The organism is Streptomyces sp. BBFR51 (assembly GCF_044591655.1).
Taxonomy (GTDB): domain Bacteria; phylum Actinomycetota; class Actinomycetes; order Streptomycetales; family Streptomycetaceae; genus Streptomyces.
Genome location: NZ_CP172448.1, coordinates 5054741 through 5079058 on the forward strand (window position 1 = coordinate 5054741; position 24318 = coordinate 5079058).

The following is a 24318-nucleotide window of genomic DNA, read 5'->3' on the forward strand; positions in this document are numbered from 1 at the left end:
CGACACACCCGACCGCGTGGGTCGGCGAAGTTCCAGGTTAGCTTCACCATTCGGCACACAGAAACCGGAGAAGTAGTGCCTACGATCCAGCAGCTGGTCCGGAAGGGCCGGCAGGACAAGGTCGAGAAGAACAAGACGCCCGCACTCGAGGGTTCCCCTCAGCGCCGTGGCGTCTGCACGCGTGTGTTCACGACCACCCCGAAGAAGCCGAACTCGGCCCTGCGTAAGGTCGCGCGTGTGCGTCTGACCAGCGGGATCGAGGTCACCGCTTACATTCCGGGCGAGGGGCACAACCTGCAGGAGCACTCCATCGTGCTCGTGCGCGGCGGCCGTGTGAAGGACCTGCCCGGTGTTCGCTACAAGATCATCCGCGGTTCGCTTGACACCCAGGGTGTCAAGAACCGCAAGCAGGCCCGCAGCCGCTACGGCGCCAAGAAGGAGAAGTAGAAATGCCTCGTAAGGGCCCCGCCCCGAAGCGCCCGGTCATCATCGACCCGGTCTACGGTTCTCCTCTGGTGACCTCCCTCATCAACAAGGTGCTGATGAACGGCAAGCGCTCCACCGCCGAGCGCATCGTCTACGGCGCCATGGAGGGTCTGCGCGAGAAGACCAGCAACGACCCGGTCATCACGCTCAAGCGCGCTCTCGAGAACATCAAGCCGACCCTCGAGGTCAAGTCCCGCCGTGTCGGTGGCGCGACCTACCAGGTCCCGATCGAGGTCAAGCCGGGCCGTGCGAACACGCTCGCCCTGCGCTGGCTCGTCGGTTACTCCCGCGCCCGTCGCGAGAAGACCATGACCGAGCGTCTGCTCAACGAGCTCCTCGACGCCTCCAACGGCCTCGGCGCCGCTGTGAAGAAGCGCGAGGACACGCACAAGATGGCCGAGTCCAACAAGGCCTTCGCGCACTACCGCTGGTAGTCGCTACCCACATCGAGACCGAGAGAAGACTGAAGCCTTATGGCTACCACTTCACTTGACCTGGCCAAGGTCCGCAACATCGGGATCATGGCCCACATCGACGCGGGCAAGACGACCACCACCGAGCGGATCCTGTTCTACACCGGCGTTTCGTACAAGATCGGTGAGGTCCACGACGGCGCCGCCACGATGGACTGGATGGAGCAGGAGCAGGAGCGTGGCATCACGATCACGTCTGCTGCGACCACCTGTCACTGGCCGCTCGAGGACAACGACTACACGATCAACATCATCGACACCCCCGGGCACGTCGACTTCACCGTTGAGGTGGAGCGCTCCCTGCGTGTGCTCGACGGTGCCGTGACCGTGTTCGACGGTGTCGCCGGTGTCGAGCCGCAGTCCGAGACGGTGTGGCGTCAGGCCGACCGTTACGGCGTGCCCCGCATCTGCTTCGTGAACAAGCTGGACCGCACCGGCGCCGAGTTCCACCGCTGCGTGGACATGATCTCGGACCGCCTGGGCGCCCAGCCGCTCGTCATGCAGCTCCCGATCGGTGCCGAGGCCGACTTCCAGGGCGTCGTGGACCTCGTCCGCATGAAGGCGCTCGTGTGGTCCGCCGACGCGGCCAAGGGCGAGATGTACGACACCGTCGACATCCCGGCCACGCACACCGAGGCCGCCGAGGAGTGGCGCGGCAAGCTGGTCGAGGCCGTCGCGGAGAACGACGAAGAGATCATGGAGCTGTACCTGGAGGGCCAGGAGCCCACCGAGGAGCAGCTGTACGCCGCGATCCGTCGTGTCACCATCGCCTCCGGCAAGTCCGAGGACACCACGGTCACCCCGGTGTTCTGCGGCACCGCGTTCAAGAACAAGGGCGTCCAGCCCCTGCTCGACGCGGTCGTGCGCTACCTGCCGACCCCGCTCGACGTCGAGGCCATCGAGGGCCACGACGTCAAGGACCCCGAGGTCGTCGTCAAGCGCAAGCCGTCGGAGGAGGAGCCGCTCGCCGCGCTCGCCTTCAAGATCATGAGCGACCCGCACCTCGGCAAGCTCACCTTCGTCCGGGTGTACTCCGGCCGCCTGGTGTCCGGCACCGCGGTGCTGAACTCCGTCAAGGGCCGCAAGGAGCGCATCGGCAAGATCTACCGCATGCACGCCAACAAGCGTGAGGAGATCGAGTCGGTGGGCGCCGGCGACATCGTCGCGGTCATGGGCCTGAAGCAGACCACCACCGGTGAGACGCTGTCCGACGACAAGAACCCGGTGATCCTGGAGTCCATGGACTTCCCGGCGCCGGTCATCCAGGTCGCCATCGAGCCCAAGTCGAAGGGCGACCAGGAGAAGCTCGGCGTCGCGATCCAGCGTCTGGCCGAGGAGGACCCGTCCTTCCAGGTCCACACGAACGAGGAGACGGGCCAGACCATCATCGGTGGTATGGGCGAGCTGCACCTCGAGGTGCTGGTCGACCGTATGCGCCGTGAGTTCAAGGTCGAGGCCAACGTCGGCAAGCCGCAGGTCGCGTACCGTGAGACGATCCGCAAGACCGTCGAGCGCGTGGACTACACCCACAAGAAGCAGACCGGTGGTACCGGTCAGTTCGCCAAGGTGCAGATCGCGATCGAGCCGATCGAGGGCGGCGACGCCTCGTACGAGTTCGTGAACAAGGTGACCGGTGGCCGCATCCCGAAGGAGTACATCCCTTCGGTGGACGCCGGTGCGCAGGAGGCCATGCAGTTCGGCATCCTGGCCGGCTACGAGATGACGGGCGTCCGCGTCACGCTCATCGACGGTGGCTACCACGAGGTCGACTCCTCCGAGCTCGCCTTCAAGATCGCCGGTTCGCAGGCGTTCAAGGAGGCCGCGCGCAAGGCTTCGCCCGTGCTCCTCGAGCCGATGATGGCCGTCGAGGTCACCACGCCCGAGGACTACATGGGTGACGTCATCGGTGACATCAACTCCCGCCGTGGCCAGATCCAGGCCATGGAGGAGCGGATGGGTGCCCGCGTCGTGAAGGGCCTCGTGCCGCTGTCGGAGATGTTCGGCTACGTCGGAGACCTCCGCAGCAAGACGTCGGGTCGCGCAAGCTACTCGATGCAGTTCGACTCCTACGCCGAGGTTCCCCGGAACGTCGCCGAGGAGATCATCGCGAAGGCCAAGGGCGAGTAACGGACTCCGTTCAACGGACCCGGTTCACACGCTTTAGGCTTGACCCCGGAGCCTGCATGGGGCATTCCGCCGCGAATCCGGCGGAATGCCCCCGGCACCCGGGCTTTCCAGCAAAGATCACCTGGCGCCGATGAGTAAGGCGTACAGAACCACTCCACAGGAGGACCCCAGTGGCGAAGGCGAAGTTCGAGCGGACTAAGCCGCACGTCAACATCGGCACCATCGGTCACATCGACCACGGTAAGACGACCCTCACGGCCGCCATTACCAAGGTGCTGCACGACGCGTACCCCGAGCTGAACGAGGCCTCGGCCTTCGACCAGATCGACAAGGCTCCCGAGGAGCGCCAGCGCGGTATCACGATCTCCATCGCGCACGTCGAGTACCAGACGGAGACGCGTCACTACGCGCACGTCGACTGCCCCGGTCACGCGGACTACATCAAGAACATGATCACGGGTGCGGCGCAGATGGACGGCGCCATCCTCGTGGTCGCCGCCACCGACGGCCCGATGCCGCAGACCAAGGAGCACGTGCTCCTGGCCCGCCAGGTCGGCGTTCCGTACATCGTCGTCGCGCTGAACAAGGCCGACATGGTGGACGACGAGGAGATCCTGGAGCTCGTCGAGCTCGAGGTGCGTGAGCTCCTCTCCGAGTACGAGTTCCCGGGCGACGACCTGCCGGTCGTCAAGGTCTCGGCGCTCAAGGCTCTCGAGGGCGACAAGGAGTGGGGCAACTCCATCCTCGAGCTCATGAAGGCCGTCGACGAGAACATCCCGCAGCCCGAGCGTGACGTCGACAAGCCGTTCCTGATGCCGATCGAGGACGTCTTCACGATCACCGGTCGTGGCACCGTCGTCACCGGTCGTATCGAGCGCGGCATCCTCAAGGTCAACGAGACCGTTGACATCGTGGGCATCAAGCAGGAGAAGACCACCACCACGGTCACCGGCATCGAGATGTTCCGGAAGCTCCTCGACGAGGGCCAGGCCGGTGAGAACGTCGGTCTGCTGCTTCGTGGCATCAAGCGCGAGGACGTCGAGCGCGGCCAGGTCATCATCAAGCCGGGCTCGGTCACCCCGCACACCGAGTTCGAGGCGCAGGCCTACATCCTGTCCAAGGACGAGGGTGGCCGCCACACGCCGTTCTTCAACAACTACCGTCCGCAGTTCTACTTCCGTACGACGGACGTGACCGGCGTCGTGACCCTCCCCGAGGGCACCGAGATGGTCATGCCGGGTGACAACACCGAGATGAAGGTGGAGCTCATCCAGCCCGTCGCCATGGAAGAGGGCCTGAAGTTCGCCATCCGCGAGGGTGGCCGGACCGTGGGCGCCGGCCAGGTCACCAAGATCAACAAGTAGGCTCCGCCTGCTTGACGGTCGACCCGGCCCGACATGGGTTGATGCCTGAAAGGGCCCGTACGACTTCGGTCGTGCGGGCCCTTTCGCCTTCCATGCGACTGCTCGTTGAAATGGATCGCGTCAGCCGCTGTTGCCGAGATGTTCGGCTCCGGCGGGGGCCGAGAGGGCGGTCATTCGCGGAGGGCCGCCGCGTCCACCGGGCGGCGTCGCAGGGTCAGGCCCGCGGATGCGACCGAGGCGACGACGGCGAGTACGGCGCAGGCGCCCGCGGTCGTACCGATGGCCGTCCACGGCAGTACCGGTGCGGCGGGTACCGAGAGCAGGCCCAGTGCCGCCCACATGCCGGCCAGGTTGAGCCCGGCGACGGCCAGACCCAGGAGTGCGCCGACCGCGACGACCGTCAGGGACTCGGCGCCGACCAGGCGGAGTACCTGGCCGTTGGTGGCCCCGGCCAGGCGCAGTACCGCGAGGTCGCGGACCCGGTCGGAGGTGGCCATCACCATGGTGTTGACCAGGGAGATGGCGGTGTAGAGCAGGGCGATGCCGAGGACCAGGAGGAGGCCCAGCCGGGTCGTGCCGTCGGTCTGCGGGTGGGCGGCCTCGATCCACTCGTCCCTGGTCGACACCTGACCGCCGGCCGGTCCCACCGCTTCCCGCAGCCCGCCCGCCACCGTGTCGGCGTCGGCGCCGTCCGTGAGGGCGACGTCCACCCGGTCGACCGGGGCGCGGGGCGCGTTGGCCGGGGTGACGTAGACGCCGTTGCCGCCGGTGCCGGTGTGCATCACCGCGGCGATGCGCAGGGTCCTCTCCGTGCCGTCCGAGAGCCACACCCGCACGTTCCGGCCGACCGTGTGCTCTTCCCACTCCTCGTTCACGATGATCGAGTGGTCGTCCAGGTCGGTCGCCTTCCCCGCCGAGAGTGGCAGCCGGGCGGTGGCGGTGAGCGCGTCGGGGTCGGCGACGGCGCGGGCGTCGGACCTGATGAGTGCCACGTCGTCCTCCAGGACGTACACCGCGCTCGACGCGGACGGTGAGATCTCCGTCCCGGGGATCGCGCGCAGCCGGTCCAAAGTCCGGCGGTCGAAGCCCGCGCCGGCGTCGCCGGGTGCGGTGATCACGAAGGCGGCGACGGTCCGCTCGCGCGTCTCGGCGGCCTTCGCCTCGTTCAGGGTCGCGGTGGCGCCGAGCAGTGAGCCCGCGAGGCCGACCGTGACCAGCACCGGTGCGGCGACGGCCGCGGTACGGCGGACACCGGCGGCCGCGTTCTCCCGCACCAGCAGGCCCACGGCGCCCGGCAGCCGGGCCGGCAACCAGGTCAGCAGCCGGGTCAGCGGGCGCACCACGACCGGGGCGAGCAGCGCGGCCGCGGTGATCAGCAGCATCGGCCGGCTCACGTACGTCTTGCGGTGCAGCAGGTCGCCGGGGTCCCCGGCCAGGGAGACGCCGAGCGTCACCAGCGCGGTCAGCAGCAGCCCCGCGCCGCACAGCCACCGGCCCCACGTCATCGCCCCGGCGTCCACGGAGGCCTCGCGCAGCGCCTCGACGGGGCCGGTCCGTCCCGCCCGCCACGCTGCCGCGACCGCGCCGCACAGGGCGACGACGAGCCCCGTCCAGAAGGCCGCGTGGTACGGCCAGGTGTGGTCGCCGATGGTGAACCAGGCCGGTGCCAGGCCGCCCTCGACCACCCGTGCCGCCAGGTGCGGAGCCCCGTACGCGCCGAGTACGCAGCCGGCCGCGGACGCGAGGACACCGACCCCGAGCGCCTCCGCCAGCACCGTCCGGCGGAGCTGCCCCGGCGTCGCACCGGCCGTGCGCAGCAGCCCGAACTCCCGGCGCCGCTGGGCCACCGCGAAGGCGAAGGTGGACGCCACGACGAACACCGACACGAAGGCGGTGACGCCGCCGGCCGTGCCGAACAGGGCGTTCATCGCGGTCAGCGCCTCGTCGTCCCGGTCGGGGTCGGCGTCGGCGTACCGCCGTTCGTCCCCGGTGAGCACCCGCACACCCGCGCTGTCGCGCGGCACCGCCCGGACCGCGTCCCGCACCGGGGACGCCTCCGCGTCGACCGCCAACTGCACGCTGACCGGCTGGAGCCGGGCGGCCCGCGCGTCGGTGAAGAAGACGGCGTCCTCGAACCCGAGGCCGGGCACGGTCCCCACGACCCGCAGGGTGCCCCGGTCCGTGCGCACGTGTTCGCCCGGCGCGGCCCAGCCGCCGGTGACGACCACCTCGTCGGCGGCGCGTGGCGCGCGGCCCGCGTCGATCCGGTACGGGGCGAACGCGGCGGTGGACCAGGGGTGGCCCACGAGGCCGCCCGGCGCACGCCGGCCGTGGACGCGCACCGGGAAGGACCGGTCCTCGACGACCGTACCGAGCCGCTCCAGCCGGGCCACGACCCCGGCGGGCACGGCACGCGGCCGCGCCAGCTCCTCCGTACGCTCACCGACGGGCGTCGGCACCCGCAGGGTGTCCTGCCCCCGGACCACCACCGGCGCGGCGGCGAACCGCTCCGGCGCACGCTCGGGCGCGTCCAGCGAGGAGGCGAGCGCCAGCCCCATCACGGCGAGCAGCGCGACCCCCAACGCCAAGGCGACGAAACTGCCGACGAAGGTGACCCAACGGCTGCGCAGGGTGTGCAGGGCGACGCTCAGCACGGTGTGGTCTCCGGTCGGGTTGGGTGGGTGGTGGCGGGGGTGGCGGGGGTGGCGGGGGCGGCGTTCGGTGAGGCCGGTCGGTGGGTGACCCCGCAGGGGCGCATCGTGGGCGGGGCGCTGCTCAGCACGGCGCGGCCTCCAGCCCGGTCAGGTGGGCGGCGATGGTGTCGGCGCCCGCGCCGGGCAGGTCGTCGTGCACGTGGCCGTCGACGAGGAACACCACGCGGTCGGCGTAGGAGGCGGCGACCGGGTCGTGCGTGACCATGACGACGGTCTGGCCCTCGCGGTCGACCATGCCGCGCAGCAGGGTCAGCACCTCGCGGCCGGTGCGCGAGTCCAGGGCGCCGGTCGGCTCGTCGGCGAACAGCACCTCGGGCCGGGTGATCAACGCGCGGGCGAGGGCGACACTCCCCCAGTGCCTGAACGGCCTGGGGGCACCCCCATCTGCTGGCCGCCGGACAACTGCGAGGGCCGGTGCCGGGCGCGGTCACCGAGGCCGACCTGTCGCAGCACCTCACGCGCCCGGCCGCGGGGAGGGCGGCGGCCGGCCAGGCGCAGGGGGAGCGCCACGTTCTGCTCGGCGCTGAGCGACGGCAGCAGGTTGAACGCCTGGAAGACGAACCCGACGCGCTCACGGCGCAGCAGGGTCAGCCGCCGCTCGCTCAGCCCGGCCAGCTCGGTGCCGCCGACGACGACCGACCCCGACGTGGGCCGGTCCAGGCCCGCGGCGCACTGCAGGAGGGTCGACTTGCCCGACCCCGAGGGGCCCATGACGGCGGTGAACGTGCCCCGGGGGAAGGCCACGGAGACCGCGTCGAGGGCCGTCACCCCGCTGTCGCCCGCCCCGTACCGCCGGCTGACGGACCGCAGCCGTATCGCGTCGTCGTTCATGTGTCCCCATGTCCCACTCGTCGGGTGCCGTCTGCCTCGCTGACCTGCACCACGAAACCGTCCGCGACCACCCCGGCGCAGTGCGGCAGGGGCGAGAACCGGGGTAGGTCCTGCCCTACCCCCAAGACGCCCACTGGACCGATGGCCCCGCCACGCGTACGGGTTCTACGGTGATCCGCATGCACCCCCGCCCCCTCTCCCGCAACCTGTGGCAGGCCCTGTCCGCCCGCGGCTACCTGCTGTCGGCGTGGCCCTGGCGCGCGGTCGCCTACCTGGTGACCGGAGCGTCGGCCGGCGCCCTGACCCTGGTGGCGATCACGGCCGCGGTCGCCCTCGCGGGAGTACTCGCCGTCGTCCTGGTGGGCCTGCCCCTGCTGGTGCTCACCGCCCTCGTGGGCATCCCCGTGGCCCGGCTGGAACGGCACCGGCTGCGCCTGGTCGACCGTGCCCCCGCCCCCGTCCGCCCCGTACGGCAGCCGCCCGCCACCGGCCCGTGGGCCTGGCTGACCACGCGGCTGCGGGAGCGGGCGACCTGGCGGGAGCTGGGCCACGCCCTGCTGTTCGCCCTCGTGCTCTGGCCGCTGGACGCGCTGGTCGTCGTGTTCGCCCTGGCGGTACCCCTCCACCTGGCCGCGACCCCGCTGCTGATGGCCACCGCCGGTGGCGGCGAGGAGGCGAAGGTCCTCAAACAGTGGACGGTCACCACCTGGCCGGCCGCACTCGGCGTCGCGGTGCTCGGACTGCTCCTCCTCGCCCTGGGCGCCTACGCGCTGGGCCTGGCCGCGGGCGCGCGGGCCGAGCTGACCCGCGTCCTCCTGGGTGCCCCGCACGAGGGCGGCCTGGACACCAGGGTCGTCGAACTCACCCGCTCCCGCGTGCGGTTGGTGGACGCCTTCGAGGCCGAGCGGCGCCGCATCGAACGCGACCTGCACGACGGCGCACAGCAGCGCCTCGTCGCCCTGGCGATGACCCTCGGCCTGGCCCGCCTGGACGCGCCGCCCGGTCCGCTCGCCGACCAGCTCGCCAAGGCGCACGGCGAGGCGGCCAAGGCCCTGGAGGAGCTGCGCGAGCTCATCCACGGCATCCACCCCAAGGTCCTCGCCGACTACGGCCTGCCGGCGGCCGTCGCCGACGCCGCCGACCGTTCCGCCGTGCCCGTGGACGTCACCCTGGAGCTGGCCGGAAGGCTGCCCCAGGCGGTCGAGGCCGCCGCCTACTTCGTGGTCTGCGAGGCCCTCGCCAACCTCGGCAGGCACAGCGGCGCCGCCCGCGCCGAGGTGAGCGGCGGCCACCGCGACGGACGGCTCGTCCTCCACGTCCGCGACGACGGCCGGGGCGGGGCCGACGCCGGGGCGGGCAGCGGGCTGACCGGACTGGCCGACCGGGTGTCCGTCCTCGATGGCAGACTCTCCCTGTCCAGCCCGCCGGGCGGACCGACCCTGCTGAGCGTGGAGATTCCTTGCGAGCCTTGCGATCCCTGCGAGCGGACCGGGCCCTGCGCGTAGTACTGGCCGAGGACAGCGTGCTGCTGCGGGACGGTCTGACCGGCCTCCTCGCCCGCTTCGGCCACCAGGTCGTGGCGGCCGTCGGCGACGCGGAGGCCCTCGTCGCGGCCGTCGTGGAACACACCCCGGACATCGTCGTCACCGACGTCCGCATGCCGCCCGGCTTCCAGGACGAGGGCCTGCACGCCGCGGTGGGCCTGCGTCGGACGCGTCCCACCCTTCCCGTCCTCGTCCTCAGCCAGTACGTGCAACGGGCCTACGCCGCCGAGCTGCTGGACTCCGGTGACGGCACCGGCGTCGGCTATCTGCTGAAGGACCGCGTCGGCCAGGTCGAGGAGTTCGTCGACGCGCTGACCGAGGTCGCGGACGGCGGCACGGTCGTCGACCCGGAGGTGGTACGCCAGTTGCTGCGCCGCCGACGGGATCCGCTGGAGCGGCTCAGCCCGCGCGAGCGGGAGGTGCTCGCCCTGATCGCGGAGGGCAGGTCCAACGGCGCCATCGCCCGCGAACTCGTCGTCTCCGAGGCGGCCGTGGGCAAGCACATCGGCAGCATCCTCACCAAGCTCGACCTGCCCCCGGCGACCGAGACGCACCGCAGGGTGCTGGCGGTGCTGACCTATCTGAGGTCCTGACGTACGGGTTCGGTCACAAATCCCTCACGGCCCGGCACTTTTCCTCCATGTGGCGGCACGATTGATCGCCGAAAGCCCCGGCCCCGCCACGCAGGAAAGTGAGCCCGTGAGTTCCGTCCCGCCTCCCGACCGTTCCGACGACGAGCCGTCCTCCCTCTCCGACGAGCAGTTGGAGTCGTTCCTGCGGGAGGCCGCCGAAGGCGGTGGCGCCTCCGCGCCGAAGGAGCCGTCGGCGCGGGCGCGGATGGTGGCCCGGCGGTTGCGCGAGCAGGAGGAGCCGACGCCATGGCGTGCACCGCAACGCGCCACCAAGGGCGCCGGCCGCCCCCGCCGGCGCCGGATCGGCACGGTCGTCGGCGTGCTGGTGCTGGCGGCGGTCGCGGTCGTCGCCGTACGGCCCTCACTGGTCCTGGACCGGCTGCCCGGCGGGGACGGTGCTTCCGAGACGACGCCGCTGGCGGCCGAGACGGCGCGGCCGACCGGTGCCCCCGGGGAGCCCGCCGAGTCGGAGCGGGCCACGCGCGAGCACCCCTTCCGCGGTTCACCGGCCGAGCGGTGGGCCGAGGGCGCCGACGCCATCGAGGTGCCGAAGGCGAAGGCACTGTCCGGCATGAGCGAGGACGACGTGGCCTTCGCGCTGCGCCGCACCAAGGAACTCCTGGTCGCCGCCAACCTGGACCCCGCCGTACTGCGCGGGGAGCGGCCGGACGAGGCGCTGGCCGTCCTCGACCCGAAGCAGCCGGAGCTGCTGCCGAAGCTGCGCCGGTCCCTGAGCGACCCGGACGAGGGCCACGACCCGCTCCGCCTCTTCACCCGCTTCGACCCGTCCGAGACCCGCCTGGCCGGCGACGTCGTCAAGGTCCGCGGCCGCATGACGCTCGCCGCCGGCGAACCGGGCGTCGTGAAGGTCGACGCGGACTACACCTTCGTCTACCCGCTGGTGCGCACCGGCGAGGACGACGGACCGGTCGCCCGCACCATCATCCGCCGCGTGCTCACCCTGACCCTCAACGACCCGGCCAAGTGGAACGTGACCGAGGGCAAGCTCCTGGTGGAGAAGTACTTCTCCGAGTACGGCAACACCGACTGCGACGTCTACGACGGCTACCTGCACCCCGGCTTCCCCGACGACGGCCCCGGCGGCGCGCGGCCCACCGGCCCCCCGACCGACCCGTACGACCGCAGCCGGCCCCTCACCGGGTCCGGTTCGGAAGGCTGCGGGCAGGTCACCCGCACCTGACCCCGCGTGTGACTCATGTGACCAGCGCGACGACGCGACCGGGCCCGGGCGCTCTCCCTCACGCGCACCCGGACCCGTCCCCCGTTGTCCCCTGTGGGGGTCAGCGGCCGTGACTCACACCCGCTGCCACAGCGCGGGCACGTTCGACGGCTCCCAGCCCTGCTGGGCCTGGTGGCCCTGGAGGCAGCGGTAGGTGGCGCCGCCGTACGTCACGGTGTCGCCCGGCTGGTAGACGGTGCCGGACGCCCAGGTGCCGCCGGGCTCTCCCGGCTCACCCGGGTCCTCGCCGCCGTCACCGGTCGTCTTCAGGGTGAGCCCGTAGTTCTGGAGCAGCGCGTTGATCGGCTGGAAGAAGGTCTCGCCGCCGGACCGGCAGTCGCCCGAGCCGCCCGAGGTGACGCCCTGCGCCTGGCTGCCGGAGATGTACGAGCCGCCGGAGTCGCCGGGCTCGGCGCACACCGTGGTCCGGGTGACGGGGGAGATGGTGCCTTCCGGGTAGGTGACGCTGGTGTTGAGCTGCTGGATGGTGCCGCAGTGCCAGCCGGTCGTCGAGCCGGAGCGGCAGACCGAGGAGCCGACCGGAGCCGCCGTGGAGCCGGTGACCTGGACGTTCTGCCCGCCGGCGCCGTTGACGTACGGGGTCGCCGTCCAGCTGGAGTTGGTGGCCACCCACGCCATGTCGCGGCCGGGGAAGATCGAGCCCTGGAAGGTGCCCTGGGCCGCCCGGTTGGCGCCGGTCGTACTGGAGCCCGCCCGACCGCAGTGGCCCGCGGTGGCGAAGCCCTGCTGGGTGCCCTTGGTGATCGGGAAGCCGATCGAGCAGCGGCTGCTGTTGTTGATGTAGTACGCCTCGCCGCCGCGCAGGTCGTAGAACGTGCGGGGCCGCTCGGTGCGGGCCTCGACGCGGGCGAGGGACCGGTCGACACCGGCCGCCGCCAGCAGCGAACGGGCCGCGGCCGGACGTATCGCCTCGACGACGAGCGCGTTGCCGCGCGCGTCGACGTACCAGACCGGTGCGTCGGCGGTGTTGAGACCGGTCGCCGCGTGGTCCAGGCGGGCCTTGGCCGCGTCCAGGTCGGCGAGCGAATGGCGGACGACCTTCGCCTCGGCGCCCCGCGCCTCGATCGCCGCGACGTCGTGCGCGTCGGTCGTGGCCACGGTGAGGGTGCCGGACTCGGCGCCCCGTACCCACGCGCCCGCGAAGTCGCCGCCGAGCGCGGCCCGCAGCCGGCCCGCGGTGGCCCCCGCCTCGGCCTCGTTGACGAGGCGGCGCTCGGCCTGTTCCTGGCCGAGGCCGAGGTCGCGCCGCATGGCGTTGAGCAGCGCGGGCGGCGCGGCGTCGGTGCGCAGGGCCTCGGCCGCGGTGGGGGCGGGGGCGGGGGCGACGGGTGCCGTACCGGCGCTCGCGGAGCCGCTGAGCCCGGCCACGAGCAGGGCAGCGGTCGCGGCGACCGCGGCACCCATGGCTCTGGTGTGGCGGTGTCGGTGGGACATGGGGGATCTCCTCGGTCTCGGTGGGGAGGTGCCGAAACCGTAGGGAGGGGCGGCGGACGCCGGTAAGACATCGGTCGGCCCTCTGCCCGGCGTTATGGAAGCCAGTACGACCGGTCCGACCGGTCCGACCCGACGTCACGGCGTCACGGGACGCGGTGGGCCGCCATCCACTGCGTGTAGCTGTCGCTGCTCGCGGCGACCCCCGCGTGCGCCATGCGCGCCTGCGAGAGCACGGTGGCGGCGATGTCCTGCCGCTGCGTCACCCCGTGCCAGCCGAGCAGATGCCGCCAGGCCAGCGGCGTGCCGGTCAGGGGCCGGGTGACGATGCCGGGCGTGGTCGGAAAGGTCGCCCGGCACAGCCCGACCGCCCGCCCCACCTGCACCAGATGGACCAGCGACGCGGTGTCCGTCTCGTACATGCGGCGCGGGGTGAACCCGGCGCGGGCACACGACGCGGTGAAGCAGTCGCCGAAGCAGCCGTCGCCCGGTACGCAGGCCCACTCCTCGCCCGCCAGCTCGGTCAGCCCCACCTCCGCGCGGTGGGCGAGCGGATGCCCTTCGGGCATCATCACGAACACCGGATCGACGGCGACCTCACGCCACACCAGCCCCTCCGCGCCGGGCGGCGAGGCCGATCCGCAGGTCCCGGCGAGAGCGAAGTCCAGCCTGCCCTCGGCCAGTTGAGCGGCCAGCTCCCGCTCGGACCAAGACGTGCAGGTCGTCATCCGGGCGTCGGGCACCACACCGGCCAGCCGGTCCACCAGGGCGCCCAGCAACGGCCCGTGGGTCCCGCCGAGGCGCAGCCGCTCCGCCGTACGCGGCGCCCGCGCGAACCGGGCCGCCTCCTGCTGCAACTCGGTCACCGCCGGCAGCACGATCCGGCTGCGCTCCAGCACCAGTTCGCCCAGCGCGGTGGCCCGCACCCCGTGCCGCCCCCGCACGAACAGAGCCCCGCCCAGGGCCCGTTCGATCCGCTTGAGCTGAGCGCTCAACGCGGGCTGCGCGAGCCCGAGAGCCGTCGCCGCCCTGGTGAGGCTGCCGGCGTCGGCAATGGCCCGGACCGTCTTGAGATGCCGCAACTCCAGCTCCATGAGGGGAGCTTGCGACGAGGGAGGGACGGGGGCAAGAGGTCGGTACGGACCTGGTACGGACCTCTGTAAGCAGGCAGGTCAGGACGTCGCCTCGCCGTTGCCCGCCGGCAGTTCCCGGGTCCGACGCACCAGCGCCTCCCGCACGGAGAGCCCGACGCCGGCACGCGCAGGGGCGTGCCAAGACCCAGCAGATACCTGGCCAGCCCCTCCGCGTCCGAAGGTCCGCCACTCGCCCCGCCCGACGTCCCGCGCCACGAAGTACCAGCGCCGCCCGGTGTGCACGATGCGCAGGAGAGTGCCGATCCTGCGGTCCACGGGCTTGGTTTCGGTGACGTCGTTGGGCAGCTCGCTGATCGCGGTGGGTGCGGGAAACGGGATGCCGAGCGTTTCGGAGACGCGGGAGAACAGCGTCGGGTGGTCCTGGAAGATGCGGTGCATCGCCTCGTGGGACGAGCTGACCATGGGCCCCTTGCTGGGGTTACGGGTGGGCGGCTGTGCGGCAGTCGCGGCAGCGGTCTTCGGTCTCGGAGGCGCGGAAGCCGCGGTCGCAGCCGTCGCAGTTGCGTACCTCGTAACGGGGTGGTGGCGGACCTGCCGGTGCTTTGAAGGGCGGTGGGTACGGGAGCTGCGCGGTGAGGCGGTGGGCGAGCAGGGCTGCGGGGCGGCGCAGGGGGTCGTCCGGCAGGTCGGTGGTCAGGGCGTGGCGTACGGCGGTGGGGGCGACGTCCCGTTCGAGCCAGGCGGCGACGCCGGGGGCCAGGTGGGCGGTGTCGGGTGTGGAGAGGAGGAGGCGGGGGTCGTGTCGGCGCAGGGTGGTGAGGAGGTCGGTGGCCTGTTGGAGGAGGGCGGGGGCGGTGCAGCTGGGCTGGGGGACGGCGGGGAGAGCCTTGCGGGGGCGAGGGGTGGTGCGGGTGCCGGTTCCGGCTGGTGTGGTGGAGTGCGGGTGGGGCGGCGGCGCTTGCTCCGGTGGCGCGGACGGCTGCTCTGCCGGGCGGGGCTTTCGGGGCGGTGCGGTCGGTTCGGTGGATGACCGGGGCGTTGGGCGGCGGTCCGGGCGGCCGCCGGTGTCGGCCGGCTCGCGGTGGGTGGCCGTGTGCGGCTGGTTGCAGGAGACCGTGCGGCTGACGATGCGGCCGGTCGTCGTGCGGTGGCGTTCGCGGCGCAGGTAGCCGTGGGTCTCGAGTTCGCGCAGGGCTGCGGCGATACGGGTGGGGCCCTCGGGGAAGCGGGCGGTGAGCGTCTTGATGTCGGCGCCCGCACCGGTGGGCAGCGACTGGAGGTGGCAGCTGAGGCCGATCGCGAGGAGGGACAGCTCCTTGTGCTGGACCAGGTGGTTGCCGATCACCACGAAGCGGGTGGTGTGGCGGGTGTTGTCGTGGGTGATGCCGCCGCCGTGGCGACGCGTACGGGTCGGATTGTCGGCGGGGGCTGACTGGGCGCGCGGGGGCGCGCTAGGGTTTTGGGTATCCATCGGGAAGTTCCTAGGGTTGGCTTCCTTGGTGGTAGGCCCTCGCACCGGGATTGCAGTCCCAGCGGGGGCCGAAGTCTGTTTGGGGTGGTGTGTGCTTGCTTGCGCTGAGAGTAGGGGAGTTGGGGGCCCGGAAATCCAGCTGAGCCGGTGATGTTCACCCGCCCGGGTGACGAGCGCCTCGGGCGGGAGGGGTGGGGCTTGGTGGGGTGCTTTCACCCCGAGTTCTTTCCTTGGTTAGGCGCCGACGGCACCGCAGCATCAGAACGTGGGTTGCGGTGGCGTGAAGTGCAGTTCGGCCCAGACGGTCTTGCGCGGAAAGCGGCCCTCGGTTACTCCCCAGCGGTCCGCCAGCGCCTCGATGAGCAGCAGCCCACGGCCGGATTCGGCGTCGGGGGAGGGCGTTTGGGGCCGGGGGAGCTCCTGGCCACGGGTGTCGGTGACCTCGATGCGGAGGGTGGCGCCGATGACGTAGAGGGTGAGCCGGAAATCGCGGCCGGGGACGCGTCCGTGGTCCGCCGCGTTGTTGGACAGTTCGGCGACGAGATGACGTGCCGGGTCGAGGGGCAGGCCCCAGGAGCGGAGTTGCTCGGTCGCGAGCAGACGGGCGAGACGGGCGCCGCGTGGCGTGGGGGAGAGCTGCACGCTGAAGTTGCGGACGGGGGTGACGAGTTCGGCGGATTCCTGGTTCACGTCACTCAGCGTGGCGACGTGTGTGCGCCGGGAGAAGCGACTTGGCGGCTACGTAGGGTGACTGTCCGGCGTTGTCCTGTGGTGTCGGTGCTGTCGGAGGCGCGGGGTGCCGGGGTTGGCGGAGGGGTCGGCTCCGGGGTGGAGCCGATGTGGATGCTGGGCAGCCCCGTGTCCGGTCGTTGCCGGGCGGGTGGGTTCGCGTACGGGCTGCTGTCCTCTTCAGTCCATGGCCAGTCGATGTTGCCGTCGCCGGTGGGGCGGGCGAGTGCCGAAGGTTCGGTCAGGTCAATCCCTTGGGTGGGCACCCGGTTCTCGTCGTCTGCGCAATGGCTTTGGGAGGGCAGTGCCGCGCGTGCGTGTGCGTACGGAGCGACTTGGGGCGGCTGTCTGGAGCGGTGCTCGGCAAGCGTGAACACTTCGGCTGAATTTGTCCGTGGGGCGCTCTGATGAGCGGGGAGTGAACAGTTTTGGGGGAGTGTTCACGGTATTTGGGGGTGGTGGTTGAGGCGGCGGGGTGGGTGGTGCCTAAAAGTATGAATTGTGCATGTGCTTCACCGAGAGGCAGTGTCGCGATCTAGCGTGAGTCGTGACCAGTCGGATACGTGGCGTGACTGTCCGTCGGTTGTCCGGTGCTGTCCGGACGGTCGGGGTGGTTGGTACGGGTAGGGCGTCGCGGTACGGCGCGGGACGACGGAGGGGTGCGGCATGACGGCGGTGGACGGTGAGGCGGTACGGCCCGTGGAGGCTGCGGGTGAGGTGGACGAGCCGGGGTGGGAGGTGGACCCGGACGACGAGTGGGGCGTCGCGGTCATCACCACGGTGGGACGGCAGTTGAGGCTCCGACGCGAGGCCGCGGGCATGCGGGCCGGTGAGTTCGGGGCGGCTGTGGGGTATGGGGAGGACCTCGTCTACAAGGTGGAGGGCGGCAAGCGGATCCCCCGCCAGGAGTACCTGGACAGGGCCGACGAGATCTTGAACGCGGGTGGCCTCATCTCGGCCGCCTGGGAGGACGTGAAGAAGGTCCGGTATCCGAAGCGGGTGCGGGAGCTGGGCAAGTTGGAGGCGAGGGCCGTCGAGATCGGGGTGTACGAATGCAACATCATCCCCGGCTTGTTGCAGACATCGGAACACGTGCGGATCTTGATCAGGGCAGCGCAGCCCCCGTACTCCCCGGATGATGTGGAGCGCATGGTGGCCGCTCGGCTGGCCCGGCAGTCTGTGTTTGAACGCGACCCCGCCTCCTCCATCCACTTCGTGGTGGAAGAGGCGCCGCTGCGCCGACAAGTTGGGGGCACAATGGTGTGGCAACAGCAGCTCGAACGCCTGCTGGAGGTGGCGCGATTGAACAGCGTCACGCTTCAGGTCATGCCGACCAACACGGAAGCTCACCCGGGCTTGGATGGCAGGATTGAGTTGCTGAAGTTCCCGGATGGTACGGCTGTGGGGCGCGCCGACGGGCTGTTCAACGGTCGGCCCGTCGGCGACCCGAAGCAACTCCGCATCCTGGAGTTGCAGTACGGCACCATCCGGGCGCAGGCACTCCCGCCTCGGGAGTCGCTGGCCTTCATCGACAGACTGCTGGGAGAGACATGATGCGCAAGGCCTCCGCCGGGAATGCCTCCGAACTGGCATGGTTCAAGAGCAGCTACAGCGGCGGTACCAACGGCGAGTCCTGTGTCGAGCTCGCCCTCACTCCCGGCACCGTGCACGTCCGCGACTCCAAGACCGCCGATGGGCCACGCCTGATGCTCACACTTGGTGCGTGGTCGAAGTTCGTGACGTACGCCTCGGAGAGCTGACGTCCCAATGCCCTGCGTCCCGTGCCCGGTAGACACCAGACGCGGGGCGCATTTGTGTATGGCTACAGGAAACGTCCAGCGTGGAGAAGAGCCCGCCGTCGTCCTCTGAACTTCCTTGTAGCGAGCATGATTCAGCTCTAGGAGACTGTCCAGGTCTCATGGAATCCGACGGTGACCAGCTGGACGGGGGCGACGGGGCGCCGCGCCGTCGGCCGCGGCGTCGTCGGTGTCTTCGGTTCCCGGCCGCACAGCCGCCCCACCCCTTGTCATGACGCCCTTTTCTCCTGTCCCGCCAAGATCGGCGACCGCCGCACGCGGCTCATACGCCCCGACGGGGGCCTAAAGGGCGTTCCAGGTGATGTCGTCGGTTATGGCGATGGTGCTCGCCTCGTCGACCGGCCGCCTTCCGAGTCCGCTCCGCAGGCGCCGACCGCCACCGGCCCGCCTGCCGAAGTTGAAACGTTCTGCCCTCTGATTCGGCTGAAAACGAGTGACGCAGGGAATACTCTGTGTGTCGCGCGGAGCCGGTGGGGGGCCACATGGGGCTGTTCGGGGAACGCCGGGCGTTTCTGGAGAAGTTGAGCGACGCCGATCGCCAGGCCCTGTCGGGGCTCGGGCGTCGGCGTGATTACGGGCCGCAGGAGCAGCTCCTCGGCGAAGGCGAGTCCGGCACGTCCGTGCTCGTCATCCTGGACGGCTGGTGCACCGTGTGGCGGGCGACCGAGCGGGGGCGGCTCATCCTGGCCCTGCGTCAAGGCGGCGAACTGGTCGGCGAGATGGCCGCGCTGGACGGACGTCCACGCAGCGCCACCGTGACCGCGCTGGAGAGCGTGCGGGCGCTCGCCGTGCCCGGTGACCGCTTCCGGCACTTCATGGCGGCGCGCCCCTTCGTGTCCGGGCTGGTGATGGCGCAGCTCACCGAGCGACTGCGCAGCGCGGACGATCAGCGCAGCTCCCTCGCCTCGGCCACCGTCCTCGAACGGCTGGCCGCCTGCCTGGTGGAGCTCGCGGACCGTACCGGTGACAAGCAGAGCGACGCGGTGGTCATCCGACTCCCCCTGTCCCAGCACGAGATCGCCGCCGCGGTAGGGGCGACCCGCGAGGCCGTGGCCAAGGCGCTGCGGCTGCTTCGCGAGCAGGGACTGGTGCACACCGGGCCGAAGGTCATCACCGTCGCCGATCTGGAGCCGCTGCGGCTGCTCGGCCGCACCGGGACGCCGCACGGCACCGGCGCCCGCACCGCGCACAACGGCACACAGTCCGCGCGCGGCCGACGGCCGGGTGTGTAAACGGCTACAGCGCGGCGCGCGGTACGACGGGAGAGTGGCGGCAGACGGTCGGTCGTGGCCGATGCCGTAAAGGCCGGGCGAGAGGCAGGGGACCATGCACGGCGGAGCAGAGCACGGACAGTACGGATTCATCATCAGCCTGGACACGCAGGGCTCGGGATCGATCCCCGATCCCGACCGCCCCACCCTGCGCAAGCGGATCTACCGCGCCGCCGAGGACGCCTTCGCCCAGGCGGGCATCGGTGACGCCCGGCTGGCCCAGGAGGACCGCGGCGACGGCATCCTCGCTGTGGTGGAACCGCGCCGCCCCGAGGCGCTCGTGGGTGAGTGGACGGAGTACCTCCACCAGAACCTGCGCCGGATCAACCGCGAGCTGAGCCGGCCGCTGCGGCTGCGGGCCGGGCTCGACGTCGGGCCGTTCACCCCCGACTCGCACGGCTTCTCCGGCGCCGCGGTCGACCTGGCCTGCCGGATCGGCAACTGCGCGGAGGCCAAGGCGGTGCTCACCGCCTTACCGGACGCGCCGCTGCTGGTGGCCGTCACCGACCGGCTCTACCAGGACGTCGTACGGCACGGCGGCCGCTGGATCGAGCCGGAGCACTACCGCCGGTACGGGGTGCGGCTCAAGGAGGGGGAGCGGCAGGCGTGGTTCACGGTTCCGGGACGCGGCGCGCCGCCACCCGCTGCCGGGGACGACGGCGCCCCCGACCCGACCCCGCGGCCGGACCGGCCCGACAATCCGGACCGGGACGCAGAAGCCCGCTTCCACTTCGGCGAAGTCACCGTCCAGGACCAGGGGCAGTCGCTCCAGGGGAACTTCGAGAACATCACCATCGACCACCGTCGCGGCGGCACCGGCCCCGGAGCGGCGTCATGAGCGGCAGCGACGCGGACGCACAGCAGGGCGGCCACGAGGACCACGGGAACCAGGGAGGCCGGCAGGGCCAAGGGGACCGGGGACAGGGACACACACGGGAACCGGACGGTGAAGGCGGCCGGGCGCGATCCGGCAGGGCGGCACACGGACAGCGCGACGACGCCGGCAACCGGGCCGCGGGCGCCGAGGAAGACCTCCTGGGCGGCGACTCGGACACCGACCCGTCGGCCAAGGGCGGCGGGGCCACGGTGGGGCCGGGTGCCTCCCACTTCGCCCGGGAGACCCGATCGGTCTTCCTGCGCGGCGCCAGTACCTACGTCGGCGGCACCATCAACTCGGTCAACTTCCGCTTCGGTGAGACCGCACGGGGGGCCCTGCTCGCGGGGCCGCTGCCCGACGACGAACTGCTGCGGCTGCGACGCCGGTTCATCTCACCGCCGGACTACGACGACTTCAAACGGCAGTTGCGCCAGGAGCACCTGCTCGTGCTCTGCGGCCAGCCCGGCAGCGGGCGCATGTACACCGCCCTGTCGCTCCTCGACGACCTCGGCCGGGGCAACGTGTCCCGCCTCGACCCGCGCTCGGACCTCACCGGTCTGGACGCCGCCGACGACGACAGCCGTATCGCCAAGGGCCACGGCTACGCCCTGGAACCGGCCGACGGGCGCCTGCCCGCCGAGCTGCACCTGGACCGGCTCCGCCGCCTGCTGGCCGACCGCGAGTCCTACGCCGTTCTGCTCTCCGTACCCGAACCCGGCGACAACGGAACGGGAAGCGGCAGGGCACGATACGAGCGCAGGCACCGGCCGGCCGCCGAGGACGCCGTGCTCGACGGCCATCTGGAGGCGGAACTCGACGGCGGACCCACCGAAGCCAGGGAAGCGGCCCGGCGCATGGCGCGCGACGGGCGGGTGCGCGAGGCGCTGGGCCTGGAAGTGCTGCTTCCCGCGGAGGCAGCCCGGCTCGCCGGCCTCGTCGCCCGGCGCGTCTCCGACGGACTGACCGAAGCGGAGCTCCTGGCGGAGTGCCGCGGCTTCGCCGCCGAACAGGTGCGCGCGTGGTTCGCGGGCGGTACCGGGACCGAGACGCTGCCGGTGCTGCGGGACGCGGCGTTCCGGGTCTCGCTCGCGGTGTTCGGCGGCAGTTCGGTCAACATCGCCGCCGAGGCGGCGGAACTGCTGGCCTGGGAACTCGCGGTGACCGTCGACCCCGAGCGGATGCCCGGGCGGCCCGTGCTCGGCGACGGTCTGGCGGCCCGCCTCACCTCGGCCCGGGCCACGACGGAGACCCGCGAGCAGCCGGTGGTCGCGGGGAAGCTCATCCCCGTCCGCACCGTACGGTTCCGCGGTGCAGCCCTGGCCCCTGCCGTCCTCGCCCATCTGTGGGAGCACCACCACAACATGCGCGGCCCGGTGCTGCGCTGGCTGGACTCCCTCTGCCAGGACCGGCGCGAGGAGGTGTGGATCAGGGCGGCGGTGGCGGCGGGCGAGCTGTGCCGGCTGGACTGCGCGCACACCCTCGGGGAGCTTCTCCTGCCGATGGCCGAGGCCGACCAGGCCCGCCGCGGCCTGTTCGTCGCCACCGCCCTGCAAGTCGTACTGGAGGACGCGCAGGCCGGGGACGCGCTCCGCGCGCTGGTCAAGACGTGGAGCAGGAGCGACCGGGCCAACCTTCGGTGGACCGCCGCCGTCGCACTCAGCTGGGGCACGGCGACCCGGAGCGTGGGCGAGGCGCTGACGGCGCTCGGCGGGATCGGCACCTGGCACGACGGGCGGCTGCGGACCGTCGCCGCACAGGGCGTGGCACACCTGGCCGCATTCGCCACCGACCGTGAGCCGCTGGCCAGGATCAGGTCCTGGCTGGGCGACAGCAGGCGGCAGCACCAGAACCTCGGTCTGGTTGCCACGCTGCGCCTGGCCGACATGAGGGTGGAGAGCGTCTGGAACCCGGCCGAAGAGCTCGGCGGACGCGAGCGGTGGCCACTCGCCCTGGCGATCTGCGCGACCCGTCCGGACCTGGCCGCCGACGTCGCCGGACTGCTGTGGACCGCGCTGAACACCAACCGCTCCTACCGGGCCGCACTCGACATCCTGGCCGGGTGGCTGCGGGACTGCCGCGGCAAGGCGTGGGAGGCCGACGTCCTGCGCTTCCTGCCGCTGCTGGTCCTGGAAGAGGAAGACCGGCAGCGCATGGCATGGCTGATCGCCGAACTGTCACAGGACCCCGACGAACCGTTGGAACCGGAGCATGCCCACCGCCTGCTGCAGGCGGCCCAGGCGGGAGGAACCCGATGAGCCAGTACAACCCCCAGGCGGCGCCGCACCAGCCCGGCGCCACGGACCCGGCACTGCCGGACGACCTGCGCGGACCGTTCCTGGACGAGATCTTCCCGGACGGCCCGTACAAGCACCGCGGACTGCAGCGCGCCGCCGTCGTGTTCTACCGCAACGGCGGCCACAGCGTCATCACCGCACAGCGCGCGGAGCACTTCGGCCGGCCCATGCTCGGCAAGAAGCCCAAGTCGGTCTGCCTCATCGCCCGCGGCCGGTACCAGGCCTCCTTCCAGATGCCGTTGCCCAGCCGCGGCGACCAGGGCGACTTCCTGTGCGCTGTGGACGTCCACTGGGAGGTCGCGGACTTCGCCCTGACGGCGGAGAAGCAGGTACGGGACGTCGAGAAGATGCTGCGCGCCCCGCTCCTGGCACGGCTGCGGATACTCACCCGGCGCTACGGACTCGAGGCCGCCCAGGCGGCCGACGAGGCGATCCAGGCCGAGCTGGCGGGCGGAGCCTGGGCCGACTTCGGCACCGAACTCGGCCTGAGCACCGTGGTCTACGTGCGCGTCGACCTGGGGCAGGCCGCCAGGGACCACCAAGCGGAACTGGTGGACGTGCGGTACGCCGCCGGCCGGCAGTCGGCCCAGGACCAGGCCGACGCCGCCCGGGTGCAGGCCAACCTGTCCGCGGCGCGCGAGCTGATCGCCGCGGGGGAGACCGAGCAGTACGCCATCCTGCTCGCGCAGGACCCGTCCCAGGCCAAGGAGCTCCTGGGCGAGCTGCAGAGCCAGGCACGGGAGAACCGGGAGGACGCGCTGGCGTTCCTGTCGCGGCTGATCGAGAACGACATGGTGCAGAGCCACCAGATCGACAGAGCGGTCGTGCAGCAGCTCCTCGATTACGCGAAGGTGACCGGCGGCGCGCTGTTCGCCGGAGGGCTGCCGCAGCCCCCGGCCCCGCTCGCGGCGCAGCAGCCCTCGCCCGCGCTGCCCGCGCCTCCGGACGGGGCCGGGTACCCGGGGTACCCCACGGTGCAGCAGCCGACCGCCTCGGGCTGGAGCCCGACCGCGCCGACCGCGCCGGGGGTGCCGCCGCAGCCGCCGACCGCGCCGCCGGTGCCGCCCCAGCCGCCGGTGCCGCCCACGGCCGACTTCCCGTTGGCGCCGCCCGCGCCGCCCACGGTCGACGTTCCGCTGCCGCCGCCGACCGTGGTGGCGGCGGTCGTACCGCCTCAGCCACCCGAAGCGGCACCACGCGAGGCACCGGCACCGGCGGACCCGCCCACCCTGCTCGCGCCCTCCGAGCCGCCTGCGGCGAGCCCGTCGCCCTCGCGGTCGGCGACCGGCGACGGAAAGATCAACTACGTCAGACAGGGGCGGCGCCGCTCCCGCCCGGAACCGGGCGAACCGGGTGGCCCGAGCGGCGGGCACGATGCCTGACCCGGCTTCCGTCACGCCCGCGAACGGGCGGGAGCCAGCCCTCTACGTGGCCGAACGGCTGCTCGCCCACGCACGGGAGGACCTCGCCCGGGCCGACAGCAAGGCCGCGGTGCTGCTGTCGGGGGCCGCCTTCGCGCTCCCGGCACTGCTGCTGGGCCGGGCCTGGGGGCCTTCGGCGCCGGTCACCGGTGGCGCGCTGGCCCTCCTGGTCGCCGGGGGACTGCTGTGGGCGGCCGGTACGGCCCTGCTGGTCCGGGTCGTCCTGCCGCGCACCGGTACGGCCCGCACCGGGCCCGGCGTGACCTTCTTCGCCGACGCCCTCGGCTCGTCGGACATCGACCGCCTCGTCCGGGCGGTCACGGCCGCGGCCGAGGACCGGGTGGCGTGGCTGGCGGTGCAACTGGTGGACATCAGCCGCATTCTCGCCGCCAAGTACCGCTGCCTTCGGGTGGGCACCTGCTGCCTCGTGGCCGGCCTCGCCCTGGGCGGCACCGCAACGATGCTGCTCTGAACTCTCACC

19 protein-coding genes and 2 pseudogenes are annotated in these 24318 nt (G+C 71.9%); 14 read left to right on the forward strand and 7 right to left on the reverse strand.

What is annotated here, in order from left to right:
• Nucleotides 1-75: 75 nt before the first annotated feature.
• From rpsL to tuf, 4 genes are all read left to right on the forward strand, one after another.
• Complete coding sequence (gene rpsL / locus ACGH7X_RS23175) at nucleotides 76-447, forward strand: 30S ribosomal protein S12 (RefSeq protein WP_003948652.1); 372 nt, start codon at nucleotides 76-78, stop codon at nucleotides 445-447.
• A 2-nt stretch (nucleotides 448-449) separates the two neighbouring features.
• Complete coding sequence (gene rpsG, locus ACGH7X_RS23180) at nucleotides 450-920, forward strand: 30S ribosomal protein S7 (protein WP_031045724.1); 471 nt, start codon at nucleotides 450-452, stop codon at nucleotides 918-920.
• A gap of 39 nt (nucleotides 921-959) precedes the next feature.
• Complete coding sequence (gene fusA, locus ACGH7X_RS23185) at nucleotides 960-3086, forward strand: elongation factor G (RefSeq protein WP_399887528.1); 2127 nt, start codon at nucleotides 960-962, stop codon at nucleotides 3084-3086.
• 170 nt (nucleotides 3087-3256) lie between these two features.
• Nucleotides 3257-4450, forward strand: a complete 1194-nt coding sequence (gene tuf / locus ACGH7X_RS23190; protein ID WP_399887529.1) for an elongation factor Tu — start codon at nucleotides 3257-3259, stop codon at nucleotides 4448-4450.
• Nucleotides 4451-4620: 170 nt separating this feature from the next.
• Here tuf and ACGH7X_RS23195 read toward each other — a convergent pair whose 3' ends face one another.
• Nucleotides 4621-7104 (reverse strand): FtsX-like permease family protein, encoded by a 2484-nt coding sequence (locus ACGH7X_RS23195; RefSeq protein WP_399887531.1) that lies wholly within the window; start codon nucleotides 7102-7104, stop codon nucleotides 4621-4623.
• A gap of 121 nt (nucleotides 7105-7225) precedes the next feature.
• Nucleotides 7226-7995, reverse strand: a pseudogene (locus ACGH7X_RS23200) (ABC transporter ATP-binding protein).
• A 179-nt stretch (nucleotides 7996-8174) separates the two neighbouring features.
• Here ACGH7X_RS23200 and ACGH7X_RS23205 point away from each other — a divergent pair.
• The 3 genes from ACGH7X_RS23205 to ACGH7X_RS23215 all read left to right on the forward strand — a co-directional run bounded on the left by ACGH7X_RS23205 (nucleotide 8175) and on the right by ACGH7X_RS23215 (nucleotide 11372).
• Complete coding sequence (locus ACGH7X_RS23205) at nucleotides 8175-9500, forward strand: sensor histidine kinase (RefSeq protein ID WP_399887533.1); 1326 nt, start codon at nucleotides 8175-8177, stop codon at nucleotides 9498-9500.
• The gene (locus ACGH7X_RS23210) at nucleotides 9473-10132 is read left to right on the forward strand and encodes a response regulator (RefSeq protein WP_399897279.1); all 660 of its coding nucleotides are present in this window, start codon (nucleotides 9473-9475) and stop codon (nucleotides 10130-10132) included. Before ACGH7X_RS23205 ends, ACGH7X_RS23210 begins: the two co-directional genes overlap by 28 nt.
• 106 nt (nucleotides 10133-10238) lie before the next feature.
• A complete protein-coding gene (locus ACGH7X_RS23215; protein ID WP_399887535.1) occupies nucleotides 10239-11372 on the forward strand; it encodes a hypothetical protein in 1134 nt (377 codons plus the stop codon).
• A 114-nt stretch (nucleotides 11373-11486) separates the two neighbouring features.
• Here the strand turns inward: ACGH7X_RS23215 and ACGH7X_RS23220 are convergent, their stop codons facing one another.
• The 5 genes and pseudogenes from ACGH7X_RS23220 to ACGH7X_RS23240 form a co-directional block, all read right to left on the reverse strand.
• The gene (locus ACGH7X_RS23220; RefSeq protein WP_399887537.1) at nucleotides 11487-12866 is read right to left on the reverse strand and encodes a carbohydrate-binding protein; all 1380 of its coding nucleotides are present in this window, start codon (nucleotides 12864-12866) and stop codon (nucleotides 11487-11489) included.
• 143 nt (nucleotides 12867-13009) lie between these two features.
• The gene (locus ACGH7X_RS23225) at nucleotides 13010-13957 is read right to left on the reverse strand and encodes a LysR family transcriptional regulator (RefSeq protein WP_399887539.1); all 948 of its coding nucleotides are present in this window, start codon (nucleotides 13955-13957) and stop codon (nucleotides 13010-13012) included.
• Between the two features lie 282 nt (nucleotides 13958-14239).
• Nucleotides 14240-14419, reverse strand: a pseudogene (locus ACGH7X_RS23230) (hypothetical protein); the annotation flags it as partial.
• 16 nt (nucleotides 14420-14435) lie between these two features.
• Nucleotides 14436-15428, reverse strand: coding sequence for a helix-turn-helix domain-containing protein (locus tag ACGH7X_RS23235; protein ID WP_399887540.1), 993 nt, complete (start codon nucleotides 15426-15428; stop codon nucleotides 14436-14438).
• A gap of 258 nt (nucleotides 15429-15686) precedes the next feature.
• A complete protein-coding gene (locus ACGH7X_RS23240; RefSeq protein ID WP_399887542.1) occupies nucleotides 15687-16118 on the reverse strand; it encodes an ATP-binding protein in 432 nt (143 codons plus the stop codon).
• 705 nt (nucleotides 16119-16823) lie between these two features.
• Between ACGH7X_RS23240 and ACGH7X_RS23245 the strand changes: the two genes are divergently transcribed.
• The 7 genes from ACGH7X_RS23245 (at nucleotide 16824) to ACGH7X_RS23275 (ending at nucleotide 24309) form a co-directional block, all read left to right on the forward strand.
• Nucleotides 16824-17711 carry a helix-turn-helix domain-containing protein gene (locus tag ACGH7X_RS23245; RefSeq protein WP_399887544.1) on the forward strand — a complete coding sequence of 296 codons (888 nt, stop codon included), beginning with the start codon at nucleotides 16824-16826 and terminating at the stop codon, nucleotides 17709-17711.
• Complete coding sequence (locus ACGH7X_RS23250) at nucleotides 17708-17917, forward strand: DUF397 domain-containing protein (protein ID WP_399887545.1); 210 nt, start codon at nucleotides 17708-17710, stop codon at nucleotides 17915-17917. The genes ACGH7X_RS23245 and ACGH7X_RS23250 overlap by 4 nt, the downstream gene beginning before the upstream one ends.
• Before the next feature lie 539 nt (nucleotides 17918-18456).
• A complete protein-coding gene (locus ACGH7X_RS23255; RefSeq protein ID WP_399887547.1) occupies nucleotides 18457-19206 on the forward strand; it encodes a Crp/Fnr family transcriptional regulator in 750 nt (249 codons plus the stop codon).
• Nucleotides 19207-19300: 94 nt separating this feature from the next.
• A complete protein-coding gene (locus ACGH7X_RS23260; RefSeq protein ID WP_399887549.1) occupies nucleotides 19301-20083 on the forward strand; it encodes a hypothetical protein in 783 nt (260 codons plus the stop codon).
• Nucleotides 20080-22377, forward strand: coding sequence for a hypothetical protein (locus ACGH7X_RS23265; RefSeq protein ID WP_399887551.1), 2298 nt, complete (start codon nucleotides 20080-20082; stop codon nucleotides 22375-22377). The genes ACGH7X_RS23260 and ACGH7X_RS23265 overlap by 4 nt, the downstream gene beginning before the upstream one ends.
• Nucleotides 22374-23798, forward strand: coding sequence for a hypothetical protein (locus ACGH7X_RS23270; RefSeq protein ID WP_399887553.1), 1425 nt, complete (start codon nucleotides 22374-22376; stop codon nucleotides 23796-23798). The genes ACGH7X_RS23265 and ACGH7X_RS23270 overlap by 4 nt, the downstream gene beginning before the upstream one ends.
• Nucleotides 23791-24309: a Pycsar system effector family protein gene (locus tag ACGH7X_RS23275; protein ID WP_399887555.1), complete on the forward strand. Its 519-nt coding sequence runs from the start codon at nucleotides 23791-23793 to the stop codon at nucleotides 24307-24309. Before ACGH7X_RS23270 ends, ACGH7X_RS23275 begins: the two co-directional genes overlap by 8 nt.
• Nucleotides 24310-24318 lie beyond the last annotated feature (9 nt).

What these genes read in the sequence shown, in the direction of transcription:
- rpsG (WP_031045724.1), top strand. Translation starts at nt 450, where the DNA reads ATGCCTCGTAAGGGCCCCGCCCCGAAGCGCCCGGTCATCATCGACCCG.
- fusA (WP_399887528.1), top strand. Translation starts at nt 960, where the DNA reads ATGGCTACCACTTCACTTGACCTGGCCAAGGTCCGCAACATCGGGATC.
- ACGH7X_RS23205 (WP_399887533.1), top strand. Translation starts at nt 8,175, where the DNA reads ATGCACCCCCGCCCCCTCTCCCGCAACCTGTGGCAGGCCCTGTCCGCC.
- ACGH7X_RS23220 (WP_399887537.1), bottom strand. Translation starts at nt 12,866, where the DNA reads ATGTCCCACCGACACCGCCACACCAGAGCCATGGGTGCCGCGGTCGCC.
- ACGH7X_RS23225 (WP_399887539.1), bottom strand. Translation starts at nt 13,957, where the DNA reads ATGGAGCTGGAGTTGCGGCATCTCAAGACGGTCCGGGCCATTGCCGAC.
- ACGH7X_RS23235 (WP_399887540.1), bottom strand. Translation starts at nt 15,428, where the DNA reads ATGGATACCCAAAACCCTAGCGCGCCCCCGCGCGCCCAGTCAGCCCCC.
- ACGH7X_RS23245 (WP_399887544.1), top strand. Translation starts at nt 16,824, where the DNA reads ATGACGGCGGTGGACGGTGAGGCGGTACGGCCCGTGGAGGCTGCGGGT.
- ACGH7X_RS23250 (WP_399887545.1), top strand. Translation starts at nt 17,708, where the DNA reads ATGATGCGCAAGGCCTCCGCCGGGAATGCCTCCGAACTGGCATGGTTC.
- ACGH7X_RS23255 (WP_399887547.1), top strand. Translation starts at nt 18,457, where the DNA reads ATGGGGCTGTTCGGGGAACGCCGGGCGTTTCTGGAGAAGTTGAGCGAC.
- ACGH7X_RS23260 (WP_399887549.1), top strand. Translation starts at nt 19,301, where the DNA reads ATGCACGGCGGAGCAGAGCACGGACAGTACGGATTCATCATCAGCCTG.
- ACGH7X_RS23265 (WP_399887551.1), top strand. Translation starts at nt 20,080, where the DNA reads ATGAGCGGCAGCGACGCGGACGCACAGCAGGGCGGCCACGAGGACCAC.
- ACGH7X_RS23270 (WP_399887553.1), top strand. Translation starts at nt 22,374, where the DNA reads ATGAGCCAGTACAACCCCCAGGCGGCGCCGCACCAGCCCGGCGCCACG.
- ACGH7X_RS23275 (WP_399887555.1), top strand. Translation starts at nt 23,791, where the DNA reads ATGCCTGACCCGGCTTCCGTCACGCCCGCGAACGGGCGGGAGCCAGCC.